The organism is Paracidovorax wautersii, assembly GCF_031453675.1.
Classification (GTDB): domain Bacteria; phylum Pseudomonadota; class Gammaproteobacteria; order Burkholderiales; family Burkholderiaceae_C; genus Paracidovorax.
Map to the genome: position 1 here is coordinate 650,913 of NZ_JAVIZX010000001.1, position 21,002 is coordinate 671,914.

Below are 21,002 nucleotides of genomic sequence, written 5' to 3' on the forward strand. Positions count from 1 at the left end.
ACTGCCATGGCTGACCGCCACACTCCCATTTCGCAGGACGCAGCACCGGATGCGGCGGCCCCCGACCCCTGGACCGACCTGCGCGCCCACACCGCTGCCCGCCTGGCGCTGGGCCGCTCCGGCAGCGCACTGCCCACCCGGGCGCTGCTGGAATTCGGCGTCGCCCATGCCCAGGCGCGGGATGCCGTACACGTGCAGCTCGATGCCGATGTGTTGGCGCACACCCTGCAGGCACAGGGCTGCGACACACTGCAGGTGGCCAGCGCCGCCGCCGACCGCGCCACCTACCTGCTGCGGCCCGACCTGGGCCGGCACCTGGGCGCCGCCGATGCCGAGCGGCTGCGCGCCGAAAACGTAGGGAGTTCCCATCCCACCGGGCCGGACGGCTGCGACCTGCTGCTGGTAGCGGCCGACGGCCTCTCGTCCGCTGCCGTGGCGCACCATGCCGCGCCACTGGTGCAGGCCATCCGCGCGCAGGCGCCGGGCGGCTGGCGCATCGGCCCGGTGGTGATTGCCACCGAGGCGCGCGTGGCGCTGGGCGACGAAGTGGGAGCGCTGCTGGGGGCCCGCCTGGTGGCGGTCTTGATCGGCGAGCGGCCGGGCCTGTCGGCGCCGGACAGCCTGGGCATCTACCTGACCTGGCATCCGCGGGTGGGGCGCCACGATGCGCAGCGCAACTGCATCTCCAACGTGCGCCCCGAAGGCCTGCCCGTGCAGGCCGCCGCCGCCAGGCTGTGGTGGCTGTGCCAGGAAGCGCGGCGGCTCGGCCTTACCGGCATCGGGCTCAAGGACCGCAGCGATGCGGCCGTGGTGACCGGCGCGGCGGGAGGCGCGCCGCTTCCGCGCCGGCCACAACAGGGATCGGAGAGCGGGGACCGTTGATCCGCTCCGCCGCCCCGCGGACCATCACGCGGCGCTCAAAGCCGGTGCGACCGGTCGCCCCGCGCAAAGCCCATGGGTTCCCACGGCTCGCCCACGCCCAGGGCCAGCACCTTGAACAGTTCGCCCATTTCGTGTTCCATCATCAATTTGGCCGCTTGTGCCCGTTCCGCCTGCGCCAGCAGCTCCAGATTCGATAGCAGACCGCTGTTGATGAGAAAGTGCGCCTGCGTGGTGTAGCCCAGCACGTTCAGGCCCGCGTCCTGCGCGGCCAGCGCCATGGCGGTGAAGTTGACGTGGGCCGTGATGTCCTTCAGGCCCACATCGGCCAGCGGGTCGCTGTCGGCCAGATGGCCGCGGTGGCACATCACCGTGCCCATGTGGCGCTGCGGGTGGTAGTACTCGCTCTCGCCGAAGCCGTAGTCGATGAGGAAGGCCGCGCCGCGCGTGAGGCGCTGCGCCAGCGTGCGGAGGAAACCTTCGCCCTGGGCGTGCGTCTCGGTCAGGTAGTCCTGCGGGCCCTCCGGCTCCACGGGCGGGCGCAGCGCGGTCGGGCGGTCGGCCCACACGAAGGCGCCGTTCTCGAACGCCACGCCGCGCTCGTGCCATACGCCCGTGCCGGCCCCGCCGTGGCGGGCCAGCAACTGCACGGGCATGGCGTCCAGCACCTCGTTGCCCACGACCACGCCCTGAAAGGTGTCCGGCAGCCGGTCTGCCCAGACCACACGGTCGCCATAGGCCGACAACGCCACCTGCTGGCGTGCGCGCAGGCTGCCCGACAGGTCGACGATGGTGTAGCGCCGCACGCGCTCGCCCAGGCTGCCGAGCAACTGGCCGGCCAGCGCACCGGAGCCGGCGCCGAACTCCCAGACCTCGTCGGTCTGGGTCACGTCGAGCGCCTCGCGCACCTGGTTTGCCAGCGTCTGGCCGAAGACGGGCGAGAGCTCGGGCGCGGTCACGAAGTCGCTGCCGGAGTCAGGCATAGCGCCGAACTTGGTGCTGTCATTGGCGTAGTAGCCCAGGCCCGGCGTGTACAGCGCCAACTCCATGAAGCGGTCGAAGCCGATCCAGCCGCCTGCGTCTGCAATGGCCTGGGCGATCTGCGCCTGCAGGGCGCTCGATAAAATGTCAGGTTCTGTCGTCACGACGCCGATTGTCCCCCATGCCCTCTACTTCCCGCCCCCGCACCGTGCTGGTGACCGGCGCCGCCCGGCGTCTGGGCCGCGCGATCGCGCTCGCGCTGGCGGCCGGCGGCTGGCAGGTGGCCGTGCACTACCGCCAATCGGAGCAGGATGCTATTGAAACAGTAGCTGAATGCGCAATACTGGCGGGCGCCAGCGCCCATTTTGATGCAGATTTCGAGGACGAGGATGCCATCCGCACCCTGCTGCCCCGGGTGGTGGCGCACTTCGGCGCGGTGGATGCCGTCGTCAACAGCGCATCGCTCTTCGAGCACGACGACGCGGCCAGCTTCGGTTTCGCGCGTCTGGAGCAGCACCTGCGCAGCAACACAGCCGCCCCCATCCTGCTGGCCCAGGCCCTGCACGCCCACGTGGGCGCGCGCGCGGCCGCCGGCGACGCCGACGCGCACGGCGCCGTCGTCAACCTGCTGGACCAGAAGCTCTGGAACCAGAATCCCGACTTCCTGAGCTACACCCTCTCCAAGGCCGCGCTGGAAGCCGCGGGCACCATGCTGGCGCTGGCGCTGGCGCCGCGGGTGCGCGTGGTGGGCGTCGCACCCGGCCTGACGCTGACCAGCCACATGCTGGAAGATGAGAAGTTCCGCCAGCTGCACGCGCTGAGCCCGCTGGGCCGCTCGTCCACGGCCGAGGACGTGGCCGCGACCGTCAAGTTCGCGCTGGAGAACCGTTCCATCACCGGCACCACGCTGCTGGTGGACGGCGGCCAGCACCTGATGCGCTTCGAGCGCGATTTTTCCCTGATGTGAGCGCACGCTCGCACCACCAACCCCAGCCCATCACCATGTACAACGCCGCAGGGACGCAGATCCTCAAGCTGACCGGATTGCGCTTCGATGCCAATCTGGGCATCCTGGCGCACGAGAAGACTGCGCCCCAGCCCATCCAGGTCGATGCCGAGCTGAACCTGGGCACCCAGCCCCTGGCGCCGCGCGACGACGACATCCGCCATGTGCTGGACTACCGCAAGGTGCGCCAGATCATCATCGACGAGTGCACGGCCGAGCACGTGAACCTGCTGGAGAGCCTGATCGGCAAGCTGGCCCAGCGGCTGATGCAGCTGCCCGGTGTGCTGGGCGTGCGGGTCAAGATCGCCAAGCTCGAAATTTTTGACGACTGCGAAGTGGCCATTCGCGTCGAAACCGGACAGTGGTAACTCCCATGAATGCAATCCTGAACGGCGACTGGATCGCCGAAACCCCTGAAGCCTCCGCCCCTGCCGGTGCAACCGATGCGGCTGTGCCCCAGGGCAACCGCCTGAAGATCGAGCGCGAGGCCCACAAGCTCGAGAAGCGCCTGTGCCGCGAGGTGGGCAAGGCCATCGTCGACTTCAACATGATCGAAGAAGGCGACAAGGTCATGGTGTGCATGTCCGGCGGCAAGGACAGCTACACCCTGCTGGACATCCTCATCCGCCTGCAGAAGCGCGCGCCCATCCACTTCGACCTGGTGGCGGTGAACCTCGACCAGAAGCAGCCTGGCTTCCCCGAGCACATCCTGCCGGAGTACCTGGCCAGCACCGGCGTGCCGTTCCACATCGAGAACGAGGACACCTACAGCATCGTCAAGCGCCTGATCCCCGAGGGCAAGACCACCTGCAGCCTGTGCAGCCGCCTGCGCCGGGGCATCCTGTACCGCGTGGCCGATGAGCTGGGCTGCACCAAGATCGCCCTGGGCCACCACCGCGACGACATCATGCAGACGCTGCTGCTGAACATGTTCTTCGGCGGCAAGCTGAAAAGCATGCCCGCCAAGCTGGTGAGCGACGACGGCCGCCACATGGTGATCCGCCCGCTGGCTTATGTGAACGAGAAGGACACGACGCGCTGGGCGGCGCAACAGAACTTTCCCATCATTCCGTGCAACCTCTGCGGCAGCCAGGAGAACCTGCAGCGCAAGCAGGTCGGCGAGATGCTGCGCGAGTGGGACCGCAAGTTCCCCGGCCGGGTCGAGAACATGTTTACCGCGCTGCAGAACGTGGTGCCTTCTCACCTGCTCGATGGAACGCTGCATGACTTCAAGGGTCTGAAGACCACGGGCGTCGCCAGCGAGGACGGCGACAAGGCTTTCGACCGTGAGGAATTCCCCGCTGCGCCCGGCCTGCCAGGCGTGCAGGTGGTGCAGCTGACCTGACGTATTGCGGGCCTGACAGGCCTGTCAGGCCCGGCGTACAACCGTACGTCGGATTTCCCCACCGGTTTCCAGCGCCAGCCAGCCGATCCTTCAGCCAGCGCCCTGCCCCTTTTGCGTGCCTTTCACGATTCCAGGAGCTCACCATGACGATCCCGCGCTGGTTCCCATCCCTCTGCCTGTGCTTTGTTGCGGCCTTCGCGCTGGGCGGTTGCGCGTCCACCCGCGTGGTGGACAGCGACGTGCGCAGCTTCTCCACCCTGTCGGCGCTGCCGGCGCCCCCCACCTACCGCCTGGAGCGGCTGCCGTCGCAAACGGCCTACGCCCAGTCGTTCTCCTCCATCGAGGCACTGGCCCAGCAGTCGCTGGCGCGCGTGGGCCTGCAGCGTGACGATGCGAACGCCAAGCTGGTGCTGCAGATCGGCGCCCAGGGCAGCTACACCCTGCCGGCCTACTGGCCCTACTACGGCGATCCGTTCTATGGCCGGTTCGGTTGGGGCTTCGGCTACGGCGGCCGCGGCGGCTGGGGCTTGGGAATGGGCACCGGCTGGATGATGGACCGCCCCCCCACCCTGCACCGCCGCGAGGTCAGCCTGGTGCTGCGCGACGCCGCCACGCAGCGCGTGGTGTACGAAACCTCAGCCCTGTACGAGGACGTGTGGACCGACGACCCCGCCATCTTCGGCATCCTCTTCGATGCAGCGCTCACCGGCTTCCCGCAGCCGCCTGCGGGCATGCGCAAGGTGCGCACGACCATCGGCCCGGTCGAGCAGCGCGGAAGCGGCGCCGCGCCGGCCACCGTCGCCCCGGCAAATGCGCCCGCCACCGCCACGCCCGTGCCCCCGGCCACGCCGGGCACGGTGGTGAAGTAATCCACTCCTGGAACGCCGCCACTGCATGGAAGCCACCCGCATCATCGCCATCCGCCACGGTGAAACTGCCTGGAATGTCGACACCCGCATCCAGGGCCATCTGGACATTCCCCTCAACGACACCGGCCTGTGGCAGGCACAGCAGGTGGGCCAGGCGCTGGCCGGCGAGCCCGTCGCGGCGGTCTACACCAGCGACCTGCAGCGTGCGCGGGTCACCGCCCAGGCCGTGGCCGACAGCACCGGCGCCCCTCTGGTGCTGGAACCCGGGCTGCGCGAGCGCAGCTTCGGGCAGTTGCAGGGCCGCACCTTTGCAGAGATCGAGACCCAGTTGCCCGAAGAGGCCCGCCGCTGGCGCCAGCGCGACCCCCACTTCGAGCCCGAGGGCGGCGAATCGCTGATCGTGTTCCGCGAGCGCATCACCCGCATCACCGACCAGCTGGTGCAACGGCACCCGGGCGAACTGGTGGTGCTGGTCGCGCATGGCGGCGTGCTCGACGTGCTGTACCGCGCGGCCACGGGACAGGAGCTGCAGGCGCCCCGCACCTGGAAGATCACCAACGCGGCCATCAACCGCCTGCTGTGGACCGAGAGCGGCCTGACCCTGGTAGGCTGGGCGGATACGCAACACTTGGACAATGCCTCCCGCGATGAAGCCCATTCCTGAACCGCTGCGCCAGTCCGTCGGCCAGCGCGTGGACCTGATCGACACCCCCGCCCTCGTCATCGACCTCGACGCCATGGAGCGCAACCTGCAGCGCATGGCCGAGTTCGCCCGCAAGCACCAGGTGCGCTGGCGACCGCATGCCAAGATGCACAAGAGTGCCGAGCTGGCCCTGCTGATGCAGCGCGCGGGCGCATCCGGCGCCTGCGTGCAGAAAGTGGCCGAGGCCGAGGCGCTGGCCGCGGGCGGCGTGCTGGACCTGTACATCAGCAACGAGGTGGTCGCCCCGGCCAAGCTGCTGCGCGTGGCGCGCCTGGCCCACCAACTGGCCGCCAAAGGCGGGCGCCTGGCCATCGCCGTGGACAGCCTGGAAGGCATCCAGCGGCTGGCCGAGGCCATGGGGCCCGCCAGCGCAGCCGCTGCCATCGACGTGTTCGTGGAAATCGACGTGGGCCAGGGCCGCTGCGGCGTGCAGCCCGGCGAACCGGCCCTGGCACTGGCACGCGCCGTGACACAGCACCAGGCCCTGCGCTTTGCCGGACTGCAGGCCTACCATGGCCGCGCTCAGCATCTGCACAGCGCTGCGGACCGCCGCGAAGCCATCGCCGAGGTGGTGCAGGCGGCACGCGCCACGCGCGACCTGATCGCCGCGGCGGGCATCCCCGTGCCCCTGGTCACAGGGGCCGGCACCGGCACGCTGGTGCACGAGGCCGCCAGCGGCGTGTACGGCGAGCTGCAGGCCGGTTCCTTCCTCTTCATGGATGCCGACTACGCTTCCAACGAACGCGAACTGGCCCAGCCCGCCTTCGAACATGCCCTGTTCGTGAAGACGCAGGTCATCTCCCGCTCCGACACGCATGCCGTCTGCGACGCGGGCCACAAGAGCCACGCCATCGACTCGGGCCTGCCTGTGGTGGCTCTGCTCCCCCCCGAGCGCGCGCTGCAGTACGCCAATGGGGGCGACGAGCACGGCATCCTGCGCGCGAACGACGCCAAGGCGCGCCTGCCCGCCATCGGCCGCATGCTGTGGCTGATTCCGGGCCATTGCGACCCGACGGTCAACCTGCACGACTTCATGATCGGCGTGCGGGGCGGCCTCGCCCACGGCGTGGTCGAGCGCATCATCACCGTGGACGCGCGCGGCGCGCTGACCTGAGCCTCTCTGAAGCGCTCGCCGGCCATCGGCCAGCCGCAGCACCGGACGGTCGACCCGTTCAGGTCGCGAACAGGTCCTGCCCGCCCGTGCGCGGCGGCGTCACCCCCAGGTGCCGGAAGGCCGCCAGCGTGGCCACGCGCCCGCGCGGAGTGCGCTGCAGATAGCCCTGCTGGATGAGGTAAGGCTCGATCACGTCCTCGATGGTGCCGGACTCCTCACCGATGCTGGCGGCGATGTTGTCCAGTCCGACCGGCCCGCCGTCGAAGCGGTGGATCACCGCCTCCAGCAGCTTGCGGTCCATCACATCGAAGCCCTGCGGGTCCACGTCGAGCATGGTGAGCGCGCGCTGGGCGATATCGAGCGTGATGCGTCCATCACCCTTCACATCGGCGTAGTCACGCACGCGGCGCAGCAGGCGGTTGGCGATGCGGGGCGTGCCGCGCGAGCGGCGGGCGATCTCGAAGCCGCCCTCCGGGTCGATGGGCGCGTTCAGCAGGCCGGCACTGCGCATCACGATGCGCGCCAGCTCGTCCGGCGTGTAGAACTCCAGCCGCGCGACGATGCCGAAGCGGTCGCGCAGCGGGTTGGTGAGCATGCCGGCCCTGGTGGTGGCCCCCACCAGGGTAAAGGGCTGCAGGTCCAGCTTGATGCTGCGCGCGGCCGGCCCCTCGCCAATCATGATGTCGATCTGGTAGTCCTCCAGCGCGGGGTAGAGGATTTCCTCAACCACGGGCGAGAGGCGGTGAATCTCGTCGATGAAGAGAACGTCGTTCTTTTCCAGGTTGGTCAGCAGCGCCGCCAGGTCCTTGGGCTTTTCCAGCACCGGGCCGCTGGTCTGGCGCAGGTTCACCCCCAGCTCGGCCGCGATGATGTGGCTGAGCGTGGTCTTGCCCAGACCCGGTGGCCCGAAAAGCAGGACGTGGTCTAGCGCCTCAGACCGCTTCTTCGCGGCGCCGATGAAGATCTCCAGCTGCTCCCGGGCCTTGGCCTGGCCCACGTACTCCTGCAGCAGCTTGGGGCGCAGGGCACGCTCCAGCGCCTCCTCCTGCGGGGAGGCCGGTGCGGCGGACACCACGCGCTTCGGAGGGGGAACGGGAGCGAAATCGTCGGTCTGAATGCTCATGTGCGCAGTGAAAGGCGACGCGCGAGACGACGCGTCCGAGAAAACGTGTGGCCAAGCCTCAATCAAAGGCTGCTGGACCAGGCGTTGTAGGCGATGCCTTCGTACTTGAATGTGGCGTAGTTGGCGATTACGAAATCGCGCTCTGAGGCACTAACGGTATAGAAATGTACGCCGGTGCGTTGGTTGTAGAAGCGATAGATAGGAATCGAACTGCTATTTGCAACAGTCTGCGCATACCAACTCATGCCTTCATATTGGAATGAAGGGAGCGTCCCTTGTACATAGTCCCGCTCATCGGGACTGATGGTGTAGAAGTGCGTTCCGGTTTGCGTGTTATAGAAGCGAAAGACAGACGCCTGCCCCACGGTAGGTGACCCATATACGTAGAAAGCCACGCCTTCGTAGTTAAATGAAGGCAAGGTGCTCAGAACGTTGTCGCGTTCCTGCGCGCTGGCCGTGAAGAAGTGCGCCCCACTCGCTTGGTTATAGAAGCGATAGACGGCATTACGTGGTGCGCTGAGAGGGCCGGCCGGTGCCAGCCACTGGCTCAGTGCGGACTGGTAAGGCAGGTCGAAGCGGCCATAGCTGGAGGCCGTCGATTTGCTGCAGGATACTGCGCTGCTGCCGCCGTAGAGCGTTCCGATCAGATAGTTGCCCTGAAACAGACCCGAGCCGCTGCTGCCGCCTTCCGTCGTGCCCCGCGACCACGACACATAGTAGTAGCTGCCCTGCAGCCCTGAAGCCATGCTGCAGGAGATACCCGTGCCACCCGAGCTCTGGCAATTCAGCGTGGCACTGATCTGTCCAAAGCTGATTTTGAGCAGGTCGCCCTTGGGATGATGCACGCCGATGGCAGTGCTGTTGAGCGCACTTCCGCTGGCTTTCCAGCCCGCGAAGACGGCACCCGCCGGCGGCGTATCGTTCAGCCGCATGAACGATGTGTCCGTGGCAGAGGTGGCGTACAGCAGTGTGGCGCCACCCGTGCGGCGCACCGTGTTGCCAGCCGCGAAAAGGCTGTTGCACGAGGACGCGCGAAAGAACCAATCGGTCTGCAGAGTGGACGCCACCGTCTGGCTCGAGATGCAGTGGTTCGCCGTGAGGAAGTACGGGGTGCCGGATGAACTGCTGTCGTTGATCAACGTGCCTGTGCAGAGATAGCCGCTGCCGTCTTGGACGAACGTCATTCGTGCGACGGCGTTACGCATACTGTTCGATTCGGAGTAGCACATGACATCGAGTTCACAGCTGTTGGAGTCGCCGACCTCTTTGGTGACCAGATCGCCATCCTGATACCGGGACAGATCGACGAACATGTGCGACACCAGCGGGATGGCGACCTGCAACGCGCTGGCTGGGGTACCAGTTGGCAGCTCGATTTCGAGCGTGGTTTCGCTGCCGCCGGTGTCAGGGGTCCACCACGTGCGCGCGGCATCGGTGGTATTGCCGGACTGCAGGTTGCGGTCGATGATCTGAAGCACCTCCTGCCCCGACAGCTCCTGCACGACGGTGGGCCGAAACTGGCTGTAAACGCGTACGATCGCGCTGCCCGGCAACTGCGTGACCAGCAGGCCCAGGCGCAGGCCATGCGCGCCTTCGGCATCTACGCTGACAGCAGCCACCAAGCCACCGGCCACAGACGGACGCCACTGCAGCTGCCGTTGCATGTCGTTCGCGGTGGCCGTTGCAGCCACGGCGCGCGCTGCGCCAATCTGCATCGGCACGAACGCGCCGGGGGTCGAGGACGATGGGGAACTGTCGACCTTGGTCTGCCCCCAGGGGCCCAGGGCAATACGCGCGGGCTGAATCTGCTCGGCCGCCGTCAAGGACCTCACCTTTGTTCGCACGACATCCTGTAAGGCGGTCGCAGGCTGCTCGTAGGGTTCGACCTGGGTCACCTGCGGACGAACGGATGCCGTGCCGGAGCCTGCCGCCGGAGCGCTCCCGCCCTCGTCGTTTCCGCCTCCGCATGCGGTCAGCAGCGCAGCGGCCAACAGGGAGGTGCCCACGCCACGACACCACTTATTCCTTGCTCGTCTCCACATCTTTCACCCTCTCTTTGTCTTTGATCTTCTAGAACGACCGACAAGCCTTTCGTTTGCCGTTGCCACACCGTCTGCAACCCTGGACGGCGAATGGGCATTCTTTTACCACTGCCTCAGGGGTTCAGCCACTGCCGCAGGGTGGCGCGGTAGGGTTGGTCGAAACGGCCGTATTGGTCCAGGCCGCCGGGATTGGCGCAACTCGCCGTTCCGCCCAGCAGCTGGCCGGAAACGTAGCGGCGGCTGCCGATCCCCATGAACAGCGCAGAGCCGCTGCTGCCGCCTTCGGTCGTACCTTCCTGCCAAGCCGTGGTGATGAACGTGCCGGTATCGGATGTGCTGGACTGGCAGGTGTTCGACGTGCAGGTGCTGTAGAAGCGCACCGTGCCCTGGCTGACCTTTTGCAGGTCGCCGCTGGGATGGTGCACGCCAGCCACCGGCGTTTGCAGGGGCACACCGCCGAAGTACGAACCGGCATACACCACGCCAGCGGGCGGCGGGCTGTTGAGCCGCAGGAAAGAGGTGTCCGTCGTGGCCGTGGCGTACAGCAGCGTGGCGCCTCCGTTGAGTCGAACGGCAGCCGGATTCACCGCACTCACATTGCAGGTGGGAGAGCGGTAGAACCAATCGGTCGTGAGCGTGGATGCCACCACCTGGCTGGAGATGCAGTGGTCGGCGGTCAGGAAGTAGGGGGTGCCGGAGGAACTGGCATCGTTCAACAGCGTGCCGGTGCACAAATACGAGTTGCCGTCTTCGCGGGTGTAGATCATGCGTGCCACGGAACGGCTTTCGCTGCTGAACTCAGGTTTGCAGGTCACGTCGACGTTGCAGGAGGCAGACTCGCCCACCTTGGTGGTGAAAGCGCCCTCGGCCACCGCGGGGTCGAGCGTGAAGTGCGACACACGCGGCACCGCCAGCCGCACGGCGGCCGGGGAGGCGCCGGCAGGTATCTCGACCTCCAGCGTGGTGGCGCTGCTGCCGAAGTCAGGGCTCCAGTACGTGTGCGCGGCCACGTCGTCCGCGCCGCGCCCTGCGCATTGCGCGCGGCAATGGCGGAAAGCTCCGCCTCGGACACCTGCACGGCGGCAGCGGCGTCCGCGCCATAGAAACGCAGCACGGCCCCGGCGGGCAGGCTGCGCACCAGGACGCCCAGGCGCACGCCGCGTGCACCAGCCGCGTCGAATGCGATCGCCGCCACCTGCGTGCCCCGCTCAGTGGCGCGCCACGACAGAGCAGACTGGGCGGCTGCCACGGTAGCCGTGTCAGCCACGCTGCGGACCGTGCCGATCTGTTGCGGCACGCCGGGGGCGGCGGGAGCAGAGCTGGCCTTGGCAATGGCAGCCTGCACGAGCGCGCCCAGCTGCACGCGCCGCACGGCGTCTGCCGGCGCGATGCCCTGCGCCGCGGTGGGTGCAGCGGCCTCCTTGGCTGTGGCCGCCGAGGCGGACGCGGCGGCGATGGCGCTGGGGTCGTAGGGCTCGATGCGGTCCGTCGTCACGCCGATAGGACCACCACCGCCGGTCCCCGGTGCAGGCGCAGGCGTGGGACTCGAACTGTCGCCACCACCGCCACCACCACAGGCGGCCAGTACCAGCAGCACTGCCGTCGCCGGCATCCATCGCTTGAAAGCATTGATCTTCATGTCAGACCTTTCGCGTTGGCTCAAGAAAAGCATCAAAAAAAGAACGAAGAAGGCGCGGCGCAGCCGCCGGCGCCCTCTGCCCCACGTACCTCATGGGGCCATCCTCGCGTCACTTCGCCAGCGCCTTCAGCGCCAGCTTGATCCCCTCGCTCACGCCGACGTCCTTGGGCAGGGCCTTCAGGGCGGCGGCGGCCTCCTTGTCGTTGTAACCCAGGGCCAGCAAGGCCTGCAGGATATCGGCCTGGGCGTCGCTGGCAGCGTGGGCCGGGGCGCCGATGTCAGCGCCCAGTTTGCCCTTGAGTTCCAGCAGCAGGCGCTCGGCGGTCTTTTTACCGATGCCGGGCACCTTCACCAGCCGGCCGGCCTCCTGAAGCGTGACGGCCTGGGCCAGGTCGGCCACGCCCATGCCCGACAGAATGGACAGCGCCGTGCGCGGGCCCACGCCGCTGATCTTGATGAGTTCGCGGAAGGCCTGCCGCTCGGTGTGCGTAGCAAAGCCGTAGAGCAGCTGTGCATCCTCCCGCACGATGAAGTGGGTGAGCAGCGCCACGCGCTCGCCCACGACGGGCAGGTTGTAGAACGTGCTCATCGGCACCTGCACCTCATATCCCACGCCATGGCAATCCAGCAGCACCTCGGGCGGGTTCTTCTCCAGCAGGGTGCCGGTCAATTTGCCTATCATTGATGTCCTTTGGCCGTATTCCTGCGGCATTCAACCGGAATTATCCGCGTGATCCTGCGCCACACTTTCACCCCCCATAACAACACGCGACTGTCCCACCTGTGCGGGCCGGCGGACGCCCATCTGCGCACCATCGAGACGGCGCTGCAGGTGCGCATCGCCCACCGGCACGAGCAGTTCAAGGTCGACGGCCCCAAGGCCAAGGCGACCCAGGCGATGGAGCTGCTGCAGGCGCTGTACGAAATGGCCGACCACGCCATTTCCGAGGACCACCTGCAGCTCATGCTGGCCGGCGACAGCGCCCTGGTGGAGGCGCCGGAGGGCGCGGTGGTGCTGAACACGCGCCGGGCGGACCTGCGGGCCCGCACGCCCACGCAGAACGTCTACCTGGACAACATCGCCAGCCACGACATCACCTTCGGCATCGGCCCCGCCGGGACCGGCAAGACCTACTTGGCGGTCGCCTGCGCAGTCGATGCGCTGGAGCGCAGCAGCGTGCAGCGCATCGTGCTCACGCGCCCGGCCGTGGAGGCCGGCGAGCGCCTGGGCTTCCTGCCGGGCGACCTGACGCAGAAGGTGGACCCCTACCTGCGACCCCTGTACGACGCGCTGTACGACCTGATGGGTTACGACAAGGTGCAGAAGGCGTTCGAGCGCAACGCGCTCGAGATCGCCCCGCTGGCCTTCATGCGCGGGCGCACGCTCAACAACGCCTTCATCATCCTGGACGAGGCGCAGAACACCACGCCCGAGCAGATGAAGATGTTCCTCACGCGGATCGGTTTCGGCGCCAAGGCCGTGGTGACGGGCGACGTGAGCCAGATCGACCTGCCCAAGGGCGCGATGAGCGGCCTGATCGACGCCGAGCGCGTGCTCAAGCGCGTCAAGGGCATCGCCGTCACGCGCTTCACCACGGCGGACGTGGTGCGCCACCCGCTGGTGGCGCGCATCGTGGACGCCTATGACGCCAGGAAGGGCACAACCCCCTGAGCCGCTACGCGGCTTCCCCCTTCTCTCGGCTGCGCCGGGAAGGGGGAGTGAGGACCGCGGCTCCATGCCCGCCTGCGCGGGCATGGACGGGACGAACGCCCCTCGCCTCTGGCGAGGGGCCGGACGCCAGCGGCCTGGCAAAGCCAGTTCCACGGCGTCTGCTGGTCTGGGCCGCGCCTGCATCAGCACCGTCGCAAACTACTAAAACAATAGCTTCCAGCGCTTGCTGGATAAGCGCTGGAGGCCAAAATGGCTCTGAATCGCCTTTCGCTCTCGTTGCAATTCGCCCGCTTCGACGGCGTGGCCGAGCACCGCTCCGCCCTGCCCCGCCACGCCGCGGCGCGCTACATCCGCCACGCGCTGGCGACGGACGCGGAGATCACCGTGCGCATCGTGGACGCCGAAGAGGGACAGGCGCTGAACCGCGAGTACCGCAAGAAGGACTACGCCACCAACGTGCTGACCTTCGACTACAGCCAGGAGCCGGTGGTGACGGCCGACCTGGTGCTCTGCGCCCCCGTGGTCGCACGCGAGGCGAAGGAGCAGAACAAGTCCCTGCAGGAGCACTATGCCCACCTGCTGGTGCACGGCACGCTGCACGCCCAGGGCTGGGACCACGAGACCAGCGAAGCCGACGCCGACGAGATGGAAGCCTACGAGACGGCGATCATGCAAGAGCTGGGCTTCGCCGACCCGTACGCCACCTAGGCGCGGCGCTCACTCGGCCCGCAGGCCGATGCGCGCCATCAGGCACGCTCCTCCATGCCGGGGTGCCGTCTGCTGCCCCTGCCGGCCGACGGGTCATCGAAGCGCCCGGGCTGCGCGCGCGCCGCGGCGGTGAAATCTTGCACCGTGCGCAAGCCATGGCGCGGATGGCCGACCCGCACGAAGTCCACCTGCCCGAGGGAGACCACCGGCACGACGTCGCGCCGCACGTCGCAGGGCAACTGCTTTTGCAGCTTGGGCATGAAGGGTGATGGCGCCGTCGCCCCAACCAGCAGGCGACGCCGAGCTGCCGAGCAGGCCCGCCATCGCCCCCCGCCGCAGAAGAGCCTGCCCAGGCCCCATCCACGGGTCAAATCAAGCCATTGCGCCCGCCCAGCAAGCGCAATCAGCTATCATTTTTGATAGTTCTTTCCACCCACAGGCGCGATGTTCAGCGGAATGGTCACCGGCCCGTCGTTGACCAGATGCACCTGCATGTCCGCGGCAAAGCGGCCGGTCGCCACCACCGGGTGCGCAGCGCGGGCCTGGGCCACGACGTAGTCGTACAGCCTTCGGCCCTCGTCGGGCGCTGCGGCGCTGGTGAAACTGGGGCGGTTGCCGCCGCGCGTGTCGGCGGCCAGGGTGAACTGGCTTACCAGCAGCAGGCCGCCGCCCACGTCCTGCACGCTCTGGTTCATCTTGCCGGCGCTGTCCGCAAAGATGCGCAGCTTGAGCAGCTTGGCCAACAGCCGGTCGGCCTCGGCCTCGGTATCGCCGCGTTCGGCGCACAACAGCACCAGCAGCCCCGGGCCGATGCGCCCGACGACCTCGCCATCGACCTCGACACATGCTTCGCGCACGCGCTGCAACACGCTCATCATGGGGTGGAATCCTCCGGTGTATCCAGATAGGCCTCGACCTGGGTGGGGAGCAGCTCGATCGTGGTGCGCAGGCCGGGCACGGCCTGCATGAGCGCGGCCTCGACCTCGCCGCGCAGCTGGGCGGCGCGGCCCAGCGTCCAGTGCGCCGGCACATGCATGTGCAGCGCGGCATAGCGGCGCTGGCCCGCCCGGCGCGTGGCCAGGTGGTCGAACCGTAGCGGTGCGCCGGCGGCGCCGCCGTCCTGCCCTGGACGCTGCTGCCGAGCGAATCCGTCCAGCACGGCGTGCACCGCTTCCAGTTCCTGCGGCTCCATGGCCTCATCCATCAGGCCCTGCGCTGCGCGCCACACCATGCGGGCGCCCTCGCGCAGGATGTTCAGCGCCACGCCCATCGCCACCACCGCATCCAGCCACAGCCAGCCGGTCGCCGCGACCGCTGCGATGCCGGCCACCACGCCTGCGGAGGTCCACACATCGGTGAGCAGATGGCGTGCGTCGGCCTCCAGGGCGATGGAGCGGTGCGTGCGCGCGGAGCGCAGCATGAGCCACGCCAGCGCGCCGTTGAGGACCGAACTCGCCACCGACAGCGCCAGCCCCCAACCCACCTGCTCGAGGGGCTGCGGCTGCGCCAGGCGCAGCGCGGCGGCCCAGAAGATGGCGACCGCCGCGCCCACCACCAGGATGCCCTCGAAGCCCGAAGAGAAGTACTCGGCCTTGTGGTGGCCGAACGGGTGGTCTTCATCCGCCGGCCGCTGCGCGATGGTCACCATGACGAGGGCGAATACCGCCCCCGCCAGGTTGACGAAGGACTCCAGCGCATCGGACAGCAGGCCGACCGATCCGGTGAGCAGCCAGGCGGCGCCCTTGAGCGCGATGGTGACGACGGCCACGCCGACCGACATCCACAGAAGCGTACGGGGCGCCAGGGTCATGCCTCGGGCGCTCCCGGCGGAGCGAAGCAGAGGCAGGACCAGCCGCGAGCGCAGCGGCGGTGTGCGGAGCCGATCCACAGGACCGGGTTCAGGCGTTGGCAGGGCATGGTGAGGACGGTTAGCGGCGGATTGTGCCGCAGCAAGGCCGCACTTGCGGTGGTTGCGCGGCCGTGTGCGGCGCCGCGCAGGCCCTGACCGGTCGGCCCCGCCCGCCGGCGACCGTCGAAGCAAGGCGGCCTCGGCATCCCAGCCGTTCGGCTCTGCGCTCCTGTGGCGCTCCGGCTCACGCCGAAGCTGCGATCCGCCGCTCGCGCACGACCTTGGCCCAGAAGGCACGTTGCGCCTGGATGAACCTGGCGGCCGCCTCCGGCGAGGTATCCGCCAGCGGCTGGCCGCCGAGGGCGCTGATGCGTGCCGACACGTCCGGATGCGCCATAGCGGCACGAACGGCAGCCACGAGGCGAGCGCGCGGCTCGGCAGGCATGCCCTGCGGCGCCAGCACCGGGTTCCACTCCAGCACGTCGAAAGGTCCCACGCCCACTTCCGACAGCGTGGGCACCTGCGGCAGCGGACGGGCGCGCACCGGCGCCGTGACGGCCAAGGCCCGCAGCCGGCCCGACTGGATGTGGTGCAGCGACGAGCAGAGGTTGGCGAAGAACAGCGGCACCCGGCCGGCCATCACCTCTGCCAGCGCTGGCCCGCCCCCCGGCTGGGGCCGGTGCGTGAGCTGGATGCCGGCGCGCTGCTCGAACAGGGCGCCGGCCAGGTGCTGGGCCGAGCCGTTGCCCGACGAGGCGAAGGCCACGCTGCCGGGTTGGCTGCGCGCCAGCTGGATCACTTCCTGGATCGAGCGTGCCGGATAGGCGGGCGGGCAGACCAGCACATTGGGAAAGGTGGCCAGCACCGCGAGCGGAGAGAAAGCCCGGTCGCTGTCGTAGGGCAAGCGCGGGTAGATCGACGGATTGACGGCGAACGACGAGGCATCCACCAGCAGCGTGGCGCCATTCGGCGCGGCGCGGGCCACGCGTGCCGCGGCGAGCCTGCCGCTCTCTCCCGGCTGGTTCTCCACGCGCACGGGCCGGCCCAGCGCATCGGCCAGCCGCGGGGCCAGCAGGCGGGCCATCAGGTCGGCGCCTCCGCCTTCGGGGTAGGAGACGACCAGCGTCAGGACGCCGGCGCCGGGCGCCTGCTGTGCGCGCGCCGTCAGCCAGGACCCGGCCACGCCGGCCGCGGCGCCCATCAGCAGGCGGCGGCGCGTGGGCCGGGCCGCTGGCGGGCAAGGGAGAGCCCAGGGGGAAAGGAACAGCGCAGGTGGGGTGTGCATGGTGCCTCCTGGCGATGGCGCAGCGCACTTGCAATCTAACGCAACGCGTCCCCACAGGGAAGCCCCGAGAGGGCCATCGCTCATCGTCGCCGATGACGACCTCTCTGCACGCGCTGGTGCCGCGGCGGGCTTTCCGCAGTCAGGGCCGCGGGTCGTCGACCAGCCGCGCCCGCACCGCCTTGCCCTTGACCCGGCCGGACGACAGGCGCTGGGCCACCTCCCGGGCGATGGTCCGGTCCACCGCCACATAGGTGGAGAACTCGTTCACGTTGATCTTGCCGACCTGCTCGCGCGCAAAACCCATCTCTCCGGTCAGCGCCCCCAGCACATCGCCGGCGCGGATCTTCTCCTTGCGTCCGCCCACGATCTGCACCGTGGCCATGGGAGGCAGCAGCGGACCGCCTGGCGCGGGCGTCAGTTCGGCCAGCGGATGCCAACGCGATTCGCGCCCCTGCAACTGCTCGATCTTGCCCACGCTGCCCATCTCCGGCAGGCTGGCCAGGCTGAGGGCCAGGCCCTCGGCATCCGCCCGGCCGGTACGGCCAACGCGGTGGATGTGCACCTCGGGGTCGGGCGTCACATCGACATTGATCACCGCCTGCAGCTGGGCGATATCAAGGCCGCGCGCCGCCACGTCGGTAGCCACCAGCACCGAACAGCTCCGGTTGGCGAACTGCACCAGCACCTGATCGCGTTCGCGTTGGTCCAGCTCGCCGTACAGCGCCAGCGCACTGAAGCCCTGCGCCTGCAGCACGGCCACCAGGTCGCGGCACTGCTGCTTGGTATTGCAAAACGCAATGGCCGACTCGGGCCGGAAGTGGTTGAGCAGCAGCGACACGGCATGCAGGCGCTCGCCCTCGGTCACCTCATACCAGCGCTGCTCGATCTTGCCGGCGCTGTGCTGGGCCTGCACGGTGACCTGCTGCGGCTGCCGCATGAACTGCTGCGCCAGACGGGCGATGCCCTCCGGGTAGGTGGCCGAAAACAGCAGCGTCTGCCGCTCGGGCGGACACTGGCGGGCCACCTTGGCGATGTCGTCGAAGAAGCCCATGTCCAGCATGCGGTCGGCTTCGTCCAGCACCAGCGTGTTGAGCGCGTCCAGCGCCAGCGTGCCGCGTTCCAGGTGATCCATCACCCGGCCCGGCGTGCCCACGACGATGTGCGCACCGTGCTCCAAGCTGGCGATCTGCCCGCGCAAAGGGACGCCGCCGCACAGCGTGACGACCTTGGTGTTCTCATGGGCCCGGGCCAGGCGCCGGATCTCCGTGGCCACCTGGTCGGCCAGCTCGCGCGTGGGGCACAGCACCAGGGACTGCACCGCGAAGCGGCGCGGGTTCATGCGTGACAGCAGCGCCAGGCCGAATGCGGCCGTCTTGCCGCTGCCGGTGCTGGCCTGGGCGATCAGGTCCTTGCCGAGCAGGGCCGGCGGCAGGCTGGCCGCCTGGATGGGCGTCATGCGCGTGTAGCCGAGCTGCTCGAGGTTGGCCAGAACGGCCGGGTGCAGCGCCAGCGCGCCGAAGCCGTTGTCGGCATCTTGGGAAAGGGAAGTCATACCCGTGATTATCCAGGGCCGCTCCGCCGCCCCCTGGGGCGCGCCGCGCCGCGCAGCACCGGGAGTCTCCCCTCGTCACCGGCCCGCCGATCGGCTATAAAACCCAGTGACCCCGCGCCGCGCCCATGCCCACCCCCACCCCACCCCGGCCTACTTCTGACCTGGACGCCCAGTCTCAGGAGTCGCTGTTGCGGATCATTGCCGACTCGGTTCCCGTGCTGCTCGCCTATTACGAGCTGCCGTCCATGCGCTGCGTCTTCGCCAACGAAGGCTATGCCGCCTACATCGGCCACTCCGTGGCCGACACCGTGGGCAGGACGGCGCGCGAGGCCATCGGCGAGCCAGCCTGGGAAACGATCCAGCCCCATGTCGACCGCGTGCTGCGCGGCGAGTCGGTCAAGTACACGCGCGAGCAGACGCTGCCCAGCGGTGAGGTGCGCGTCATCGAAGTGAGCCTGACGCCCCACCTCGGGCTGGACGAGGGGCGGCCCGGCCAGCTGGGTGCCTTCGTCCTCATCAACGACATCACCCACCACTGGCTGGCCGAGCGGGCGGTACGCGAGAGCGAGGAACGCATGCGCAAGTTCTCGCTGGCCACCGAGGAAGCCATCGTCTTCCACCGCCAGGGCCTGGTCGAAGACTTCAACGATGCGCTGACCCGCCTGCTGGGCTATTCGCTGGACGACGCCCGCGGCCAGCCCACGCTGAGCTTTCTGAGTGACGAATACCGCGCCGCAGCCGAGGAGTACGTCCGCGAAGGGCGCGAAGACCCTTACGAGGCCACCGTGCGTCACCGGGACGGCCGGCTGATCCCCGTAGAAATCGTCGGCAAGACCATGCCGGCCCAAGACGGCTCCTACCGCATCGCGGTGCTGCGCGATATCTCCGCGCGCAAGCAGGCGCAGGAGCGCGTGGAATTCCTGGCGCTGCACGACTCCCTCACCCACCTGCCCAACCGGCGCCACCTGATGGACCGCATGGTGATTGCGCTGGCCGCGGCGCAGCGCAAAAGGGCCCGCGCTGCCCTGCTGTTCGTCGACCTGGACCATTTCAAGACGGTGAACGACTCGCTTGGCCACGAGGCCGGTGATCTGCTGCTGTGCGAGGTGGCCCGGCGGCTGACCCACAGCGTGCGCTCGTCGGACCTGCTGGCCCGCGTGGGCGGTGACCAGTTCGTGGTGGTGCTGCCCGACATCCACAACCGCAGCGATGCGGCCACGGTGGCCGACAAGCTGCTGCAGGACGTTCGCGCCGTCTTTCACGTGCAGGGCACGCCGCTGTCCCTGTCGCCTTCCATCGGCATCAGCATCTTTCCGGAAGACGGCTACGGCCCCGAAGAGCTGCTGCGCCGCGCCGATGCGGCCATGCACCTGGCCAAGGAAACCGGCCGCGGCAACCGCCAGTTCTACCTGCCAGGGATGGACGGCCGGGCCACCGACATCCTGCAGCAGGAACACCTGCTGCGCGATGCCATCGCCCAGGGCGCCTTCGTGCTGCACTACCAGCCGCAGGTGAACGTGGTGGATGGACGGCTGGTCGGCTTCGAGGCGCTGGTGCGCTGGAAGCATCCCGAGCGGGGTCTCGTCGGCCCCAACGAATTCATCGAGATCGCGGAAACCCGCGGCCTGATCACGCCCATTGGCCGCTGGGTGATGCATGCGGCCTGCCAGCAGATGAAGGCGTGGCACGACGAGGGGCTGCCCCGCGTTCCGGTGGCCGTCAACCTGTCGGCGCTGGAGTTCCGCCAGCGCGACGTGGCCGGCGAGATCGCCGCCGTGCTGCAGCAGACCGGCCTGGCGCCGCGCTTTCTGGAGCTGGAGATCACGGAGTCGGTGCTCATGCACCACAACGACCAGATCAACGCCACCCTGCGCGCCCTGCAGGCCCTCGGCGTGGGCGTGTCCATCGACGACTTCGGCACGGGATATTCGTCGCTGGCCTATCTCAAGCGCTATCCCATCAACAAGATCAAGATCGACCGCTCCTTCGTCAAGGACACTCCGGACAGCGACGACGACGTGGCCATCGTCACGGCCATCATCCAGATGGCGCACAGCCTGCAGCTGCAGACGGTGGCCGAGGGCGTGGAAACCCCGGAACAGATGGCCTTGCTGCGCGGTCTGGGCTGCAATCTGGCCCAGGGCTTCGGCATCTCTGCGCCCATGGACGCCCGGCAGACCCGAGCCTGGCTCAGGACCCAGTCCGACAGCTGAGCAAAGGCAGGCGGGGGGACTC

At 68.6% G+C, this 21,002-nt stretch carries 20 protein-coding genes; 10 read left to right on the forward strand and 10 right to left on the reverse strand.

Going from position 1 to position 21,002, the window contains the following annotated elements; genetic code table 11:
- The first annotated feature begins 6 nt into the window (after nt 1–6).
- Nucleotides 7–882 carry an ethanolamine ammonia-lyase subunit EutC gene (eutC, locus tag QE399_RS03010; RefSeq protein ID WP_309825993.1) on the forward strand — a complete coding sequence of 292 codons (876 nt, stop codon included), beginning with the start codon at nt 7–9 and terminating at the stop codon, nt 880–882.
- A 35-nt stretch (nt 883–917) separates the two neighbouring features.
- Here the strand turns inward: eutC and QE399_RS03015 are convergent, their stop codons facing one another.
- The gene (locus tag QE399_RS03015) at nt 918–2,024 is read right to left on the reverse strand and encodes a class I SAM-dependent methyltransferase (protein WP_405043102.1); all 1,107 of its coding nucleotides are present in this window, start codon (nt 2,022–2,024) and stop codon (nt 918–920) included.
- 17 nt (nt 2,025–2,041) lie between these two features.
- Between QE399_RS03015 and QE399_RS03020 the strand changes: the two genes are divergently transcribed.
- The 6 genes from QE399_RS03020 (at nt 2,042) to QE399_RS03045 (ending at nt 6,897) form a co-directional block, all read left to right on the forward strand.
- On the forward strand, nt 2,042–2,827 hold the full coding sequence (locus QE399_RS03020) for an SDR family oxidoreductase (RefSeq protein WP_309825994.1): 786 nt from the start codon (nt 2,042–2,044) through the stop codon (nt 2,825–2,827).
- Between the two features lie 35 nt (nt 2,828–2,862).
- A complete protein-coding gene (locus QE399_RS03025) occupies nt 2,863–3,234 on the forward strand; it encodes a dihydroneopterin aldolase (RefSeq protein WP_309831909.1) in 372 nt (123 codons plus the stop codon).
- Between the two features lie 5 nt (nt 3,235–3,239).
- Complete coding sequence (ttcA, locus tag QE399_RS03030; RefSeq protein WP_309825996.1) at nt 3,240–4,211, forward strand: tRNA 2-thiocytidine(32) synthetase TtcA; 972 nt, start codon at nt 3,240–3,242, stop codon at nt 4,209–4,211.
- A 143-nt stretch (nt 4,212–4,354) separates the two neighbouring features.
- On the forward strand, nt 4,355–5,080 hold the full coding sequence (locus QE399_RS03035) for a DUF4136 domain-containing protein (protein ID WP_309825997.1): 726 nt from the start codon (nt 4,355–4,357) through the stop codon (nt 5,078–5,080).
- 25 nt (nt 5,081–5,105) lie between these two features.
- Nucleotides 5,106–5,744 (forward strand): histidine phosphatase family protein, encoded by a 639-nt coding sequence (locus QE399_RS03040; protein WP_309825999.1) that lies wholly within the window; start codon nt 5,106–5,108, stop codon nt 5,742–5,744.
- Complete coding sequence (locus tag QE399_RS03045) at nt 5,728–6,897, forward strand: DSD1 family PLP-dependent enzyme (RefSeq protein WP_309826000.1); 1,170 nt, start codon at nt 5,728–5,730, stop codon at nt 6,895–6,897. Before QE399_RS03040 ends, QE399_RS03045 begins: the two co-directional genes overlap by 17 nt.
- A 58-nt stretch (nt 6,898–6,955) precedes the next feature.
- On the opposite strand, the gene ruvB is transcribed toward QE399_RS03045, so the two are convergent.
- The 4 genes from ruvB to ruvA all read right to left on the reverse strand — a co-directional run bounded on the left by ruvB (nt 6,956) and on the right by ruvA (nt 12,383).
- On the reverse strand, nt 6,956–8,020 hold the full coding sequence (ruvB, locus tag QE399_RS03050; RefSeq protein WP_309826002.1) for a Holliday junction branch migration DNA helicase RuvB: 1,065 nt from the start codon (nt 8,018–8,020) through the stop codon (nt 6,956–6,958).
- 62 nt (nt 8,021–8,082) lie between these two features.
- Nucleotides 8,083–10,026, reverse strand: a complete 1,944-nt coding sequence (locus QE399_RS03055; protein WP_309826004.1) for a trypsin-like peptidase domain-containing protein — start codon at nt 10,024–10,026, stop codon at nt 8,083–8,085.
- Nucleotides 10,027–10,175: 149 nt separating this feature from the next.
- The gene (locus QE399_RS03060; protein ID WP_309826007.1) at nt 10,176–11,072 is read right to left on the reverse strand and encodes a trypsin-like serine peptidase; all 897 of its coding nucleotides are present in this window, start codon (nt 11,070–11,072) and stop codon (nt 10,176–10,178) included.
- A gap of 738 nt (nt 11,073–11,810) precedes the next feature.
- A complete protein-coding gene (gene ruvA / locus QE399_RS03065; protein WP_309826009.1) occupies nt 11,811–12,383 on the reverse strand; it encodes a Holliday junction branch migration protein RuvA in 573 nt (190 codons plus the stop codon).
- 48 nt (nt 12,384–12,431) lie between these two features.
- On the opposite strand from ruvA, the gene QE399_RS03070 reads away from it, so the two are divergent.
- Together QE399_RS03070 and ybeY are read left to right on the forward strand one after the other, a co-directional pair.
- Nucleotides 12,432–13,373, forward strand: coding sequence for a PhoH family protein (locus tag QE399_RS03070; protein ID WP_309826010.1), 942 nt, complete (start codon nt 12,432–12,434; stop codon nt 13,371–13,373).
- Nucleotides 13,374–13,622: 249 nt separating this feature from the next.
- Entirely contained in the window at nt 13,623–14,081 is a 459-nt protein-coding gene (gene ybeY / locus QE399_RS03075) for an rRNA maturation RNase YbeY (protein ID WP_309826013.1), read from the forward strand.
- Between the two features lie 38 nt (nt 14,082–14,119).
- Here ybeY and QE399_RS03080 read toward each other — a convergent pair whose 3' ends face one another.
- From QE399_RS03080 to dbpA, 5 genes are all read right to left on the reverse strand, one after another.
- Nucleotides 14,120–14,341 (reverse strand): tripartite tricarboxylate transporter substrate-binding protein, encoded by a 222-nt coding sequence (locus QE399_RS03080; RefSeq protein ID WP_309826015.1) that lies wholly within the window; start codon nt 14,339–14,341, stop codon nt 14,120–14,122.
- 150 nt (nt 14,342–14,491) lie between these two features.
- Complete coding sequence (dtd, locus tag QE399_RS03085; RefSeq protein WP_309826017.1) at nt 14,492–14,959, reverse strand: D-aminoacyl-tRNA deacylase; 468 nt, start codon at nt 14,957–14,959, stop codon at nt 14,492–14,494.
- On the reverse strand, nt 14,956–15,891 hold the full coding sequence (locus tag QE399_RS03090; protein ID WP_309826018.1) for a cation diffusion facilitator family transporter: 936 nt from the start codon (nt 15,889–15,891) through the stop codon (nt 14,956–14,958). Before QE399_RS03090 ends, dtd begins: the two co-directional genes overlap by 4 nt.
- A 283-nt stretch (nt 15,892–16,174) precedes the next feature.
- Complete coding sequence (locus tag QE399_RS03095) at nt 16,175–17,215, reverse strand: tripartite tricarboxylate transporter substrate-binding protein (protein ID WP_309826019.1); 1,041 nt, start codon at nt 17,213–17,215, stop codon at nt 16,175–16,177.
- A gap of 139 nt (nt 17,216–17,354) precedes the next feature.
- Nucleotides 17,355–18,767 carry an ATP-dependent RNA helicase DbpA gene (dbpA, locus tag QE399_RS03100; RefSeq protein ID WP_309826020.1) on the reverse strand — a complete coding sequence of 471 codons (1,413 nt, stop codon included), beginning with the start codon at nt 18,765–18,767 and terminating at the stop codon, nt 17,355–17,357.
- Nucleotides 18,768–18,892: 125 nt separating this feature from the next.
- Between dbpA and QE399_RS03105 the strand changes: the two genes are divergently transcribed.
- Entirely contained in the window at nt 18,893–20,980 is a 2,088-nt protein-coding gene (locus tag QE399_RS03105; protein ID WP_309826022.1) for a putative bifunctional diguanylate cyclase/phosphodiesterase, read from the forward strand.
- Nucleotides 20,981–21,002: the final 22 nt, after the last annotated feature.

What these genes read in the sequence shown, in the direction of transcription:
- QE399_RS03095 (WP_309826019.1), bottom strand. Translation starts at nt 17,215, where the DNA reads ATGCACACCCCACCTGCGCTGTTCCTTTCCCCCTGGGCTCTCCCTTGC.
- QE399_RS03105 (WP_309826022.1), top strand. Translation starts at nt 18,893, where the DNA reads ATGCCCACCCCCACCCCACCCCGGCCTACTTCTGACCTGGACGCCCAG.
- dbpA (WP_309826020.1), bottom strand. Translation starts at nt 18,767, where the DNA reads ATGACTTCCCTTTCCCAAGATGCCGACAACGGCTTCGGCGCGCTGGCG.
- QE399_RS03080 (WP_309826015.1), bottom strand. Translation starts at nt 14,341, where the DNA reads ATGCCCAAGCTGCAAAAGCAGTTGCCCTGCGACGTGCGGCGCGACGTC.
- ruvB (WP_309826002.1), bottom strand. Translation starts at nt 8,020, where the DNA reads ATGAGCATTCAGACCGACGATTTCGCTCCCGTTCCCCCTCCGAAGCGC.
- QE399_RS03045 (WP_309826000.1), top strand. Translation starts at nt 5,728, where the DNA reads ATGAAGCCCATTCCTGAACCGCTGCGCCAGTCCGTCGGCCAGCGCGTG.
- eutC (WP_309825993.1), top strand. Translation starts at nt 7, where the DNA reads ATGGCTGACCGCCACACTCCCATTTCGCAGGACGCAGCACCGGATGCG.
- dtd (WP_309826017.1), bottom strand. Translation starts at nt 14,959, where the DNA reads ATGATGAGCGTGTTGCAGCGCGTGCGCGAAGCATGTGTCGAGGTCGAT.
- QE399_RS03025 (WP_309831909.1), top strand. Translation starts at nt 2,863, where the DNA reads ATGTACAACGCCGCAGGGACGCAGATCCTCAAGCTGACCGGATTGCGC.
- QE399_RS03035 (WP_309825997.1), top strand. Translation starts at nt 4,355, where the DNA reads ATGACGATCCCGCGCTGGTTCCCATCCCTCTGCCTGTGCTTTGTTGCG.
- ybeY (WP_309826013.1), top strand. Translation starts at nt 13,623, where the DNA reads ATGGCTCTGAATCGCCTTTCGCTCTCGTTGCAATTCGCCCGCTTCGAC.
- ruvA (WP_309826009.1), bottom strand. Translation starts at nt 12,383, where the DNA reads ATGATAGGCAAATTGACCGGCACCCTGCTGGAGAAGAACCCGCCCGAG.
- QE399_RS03090 (WP_309826018.1), bottom strand. Translation starts at nt 15,891, where the DNA reads ATGACCCTGGCGCCCCGTACGCTTCTGTGGATGTCGGTCGGCGTGGCC.
- QE399_RS03040 (WP_309825999.1), top strand. Translation starts at nt 5,106, where the DNA reads ATGGAAGCCACCCGCATCATCGCCATCCGCCACGGTGAAACTGCCTGG.
- QE399_RS03020 (WP_309825994.1), top strand. Translation starts at nt 2,042, where the DNA reads ATGCCCTCTACTTCCCGCCCCCGCACCGTGCTGGTGACCGGCGCCGCC.
- ttcA (WP_309825996.1), top strand. Translation starts at nt 3,240, where the DNA reads ATGAATGCAATCCTGAACGGCGACTGGATCGCCGAAACCCCTGAAGCC.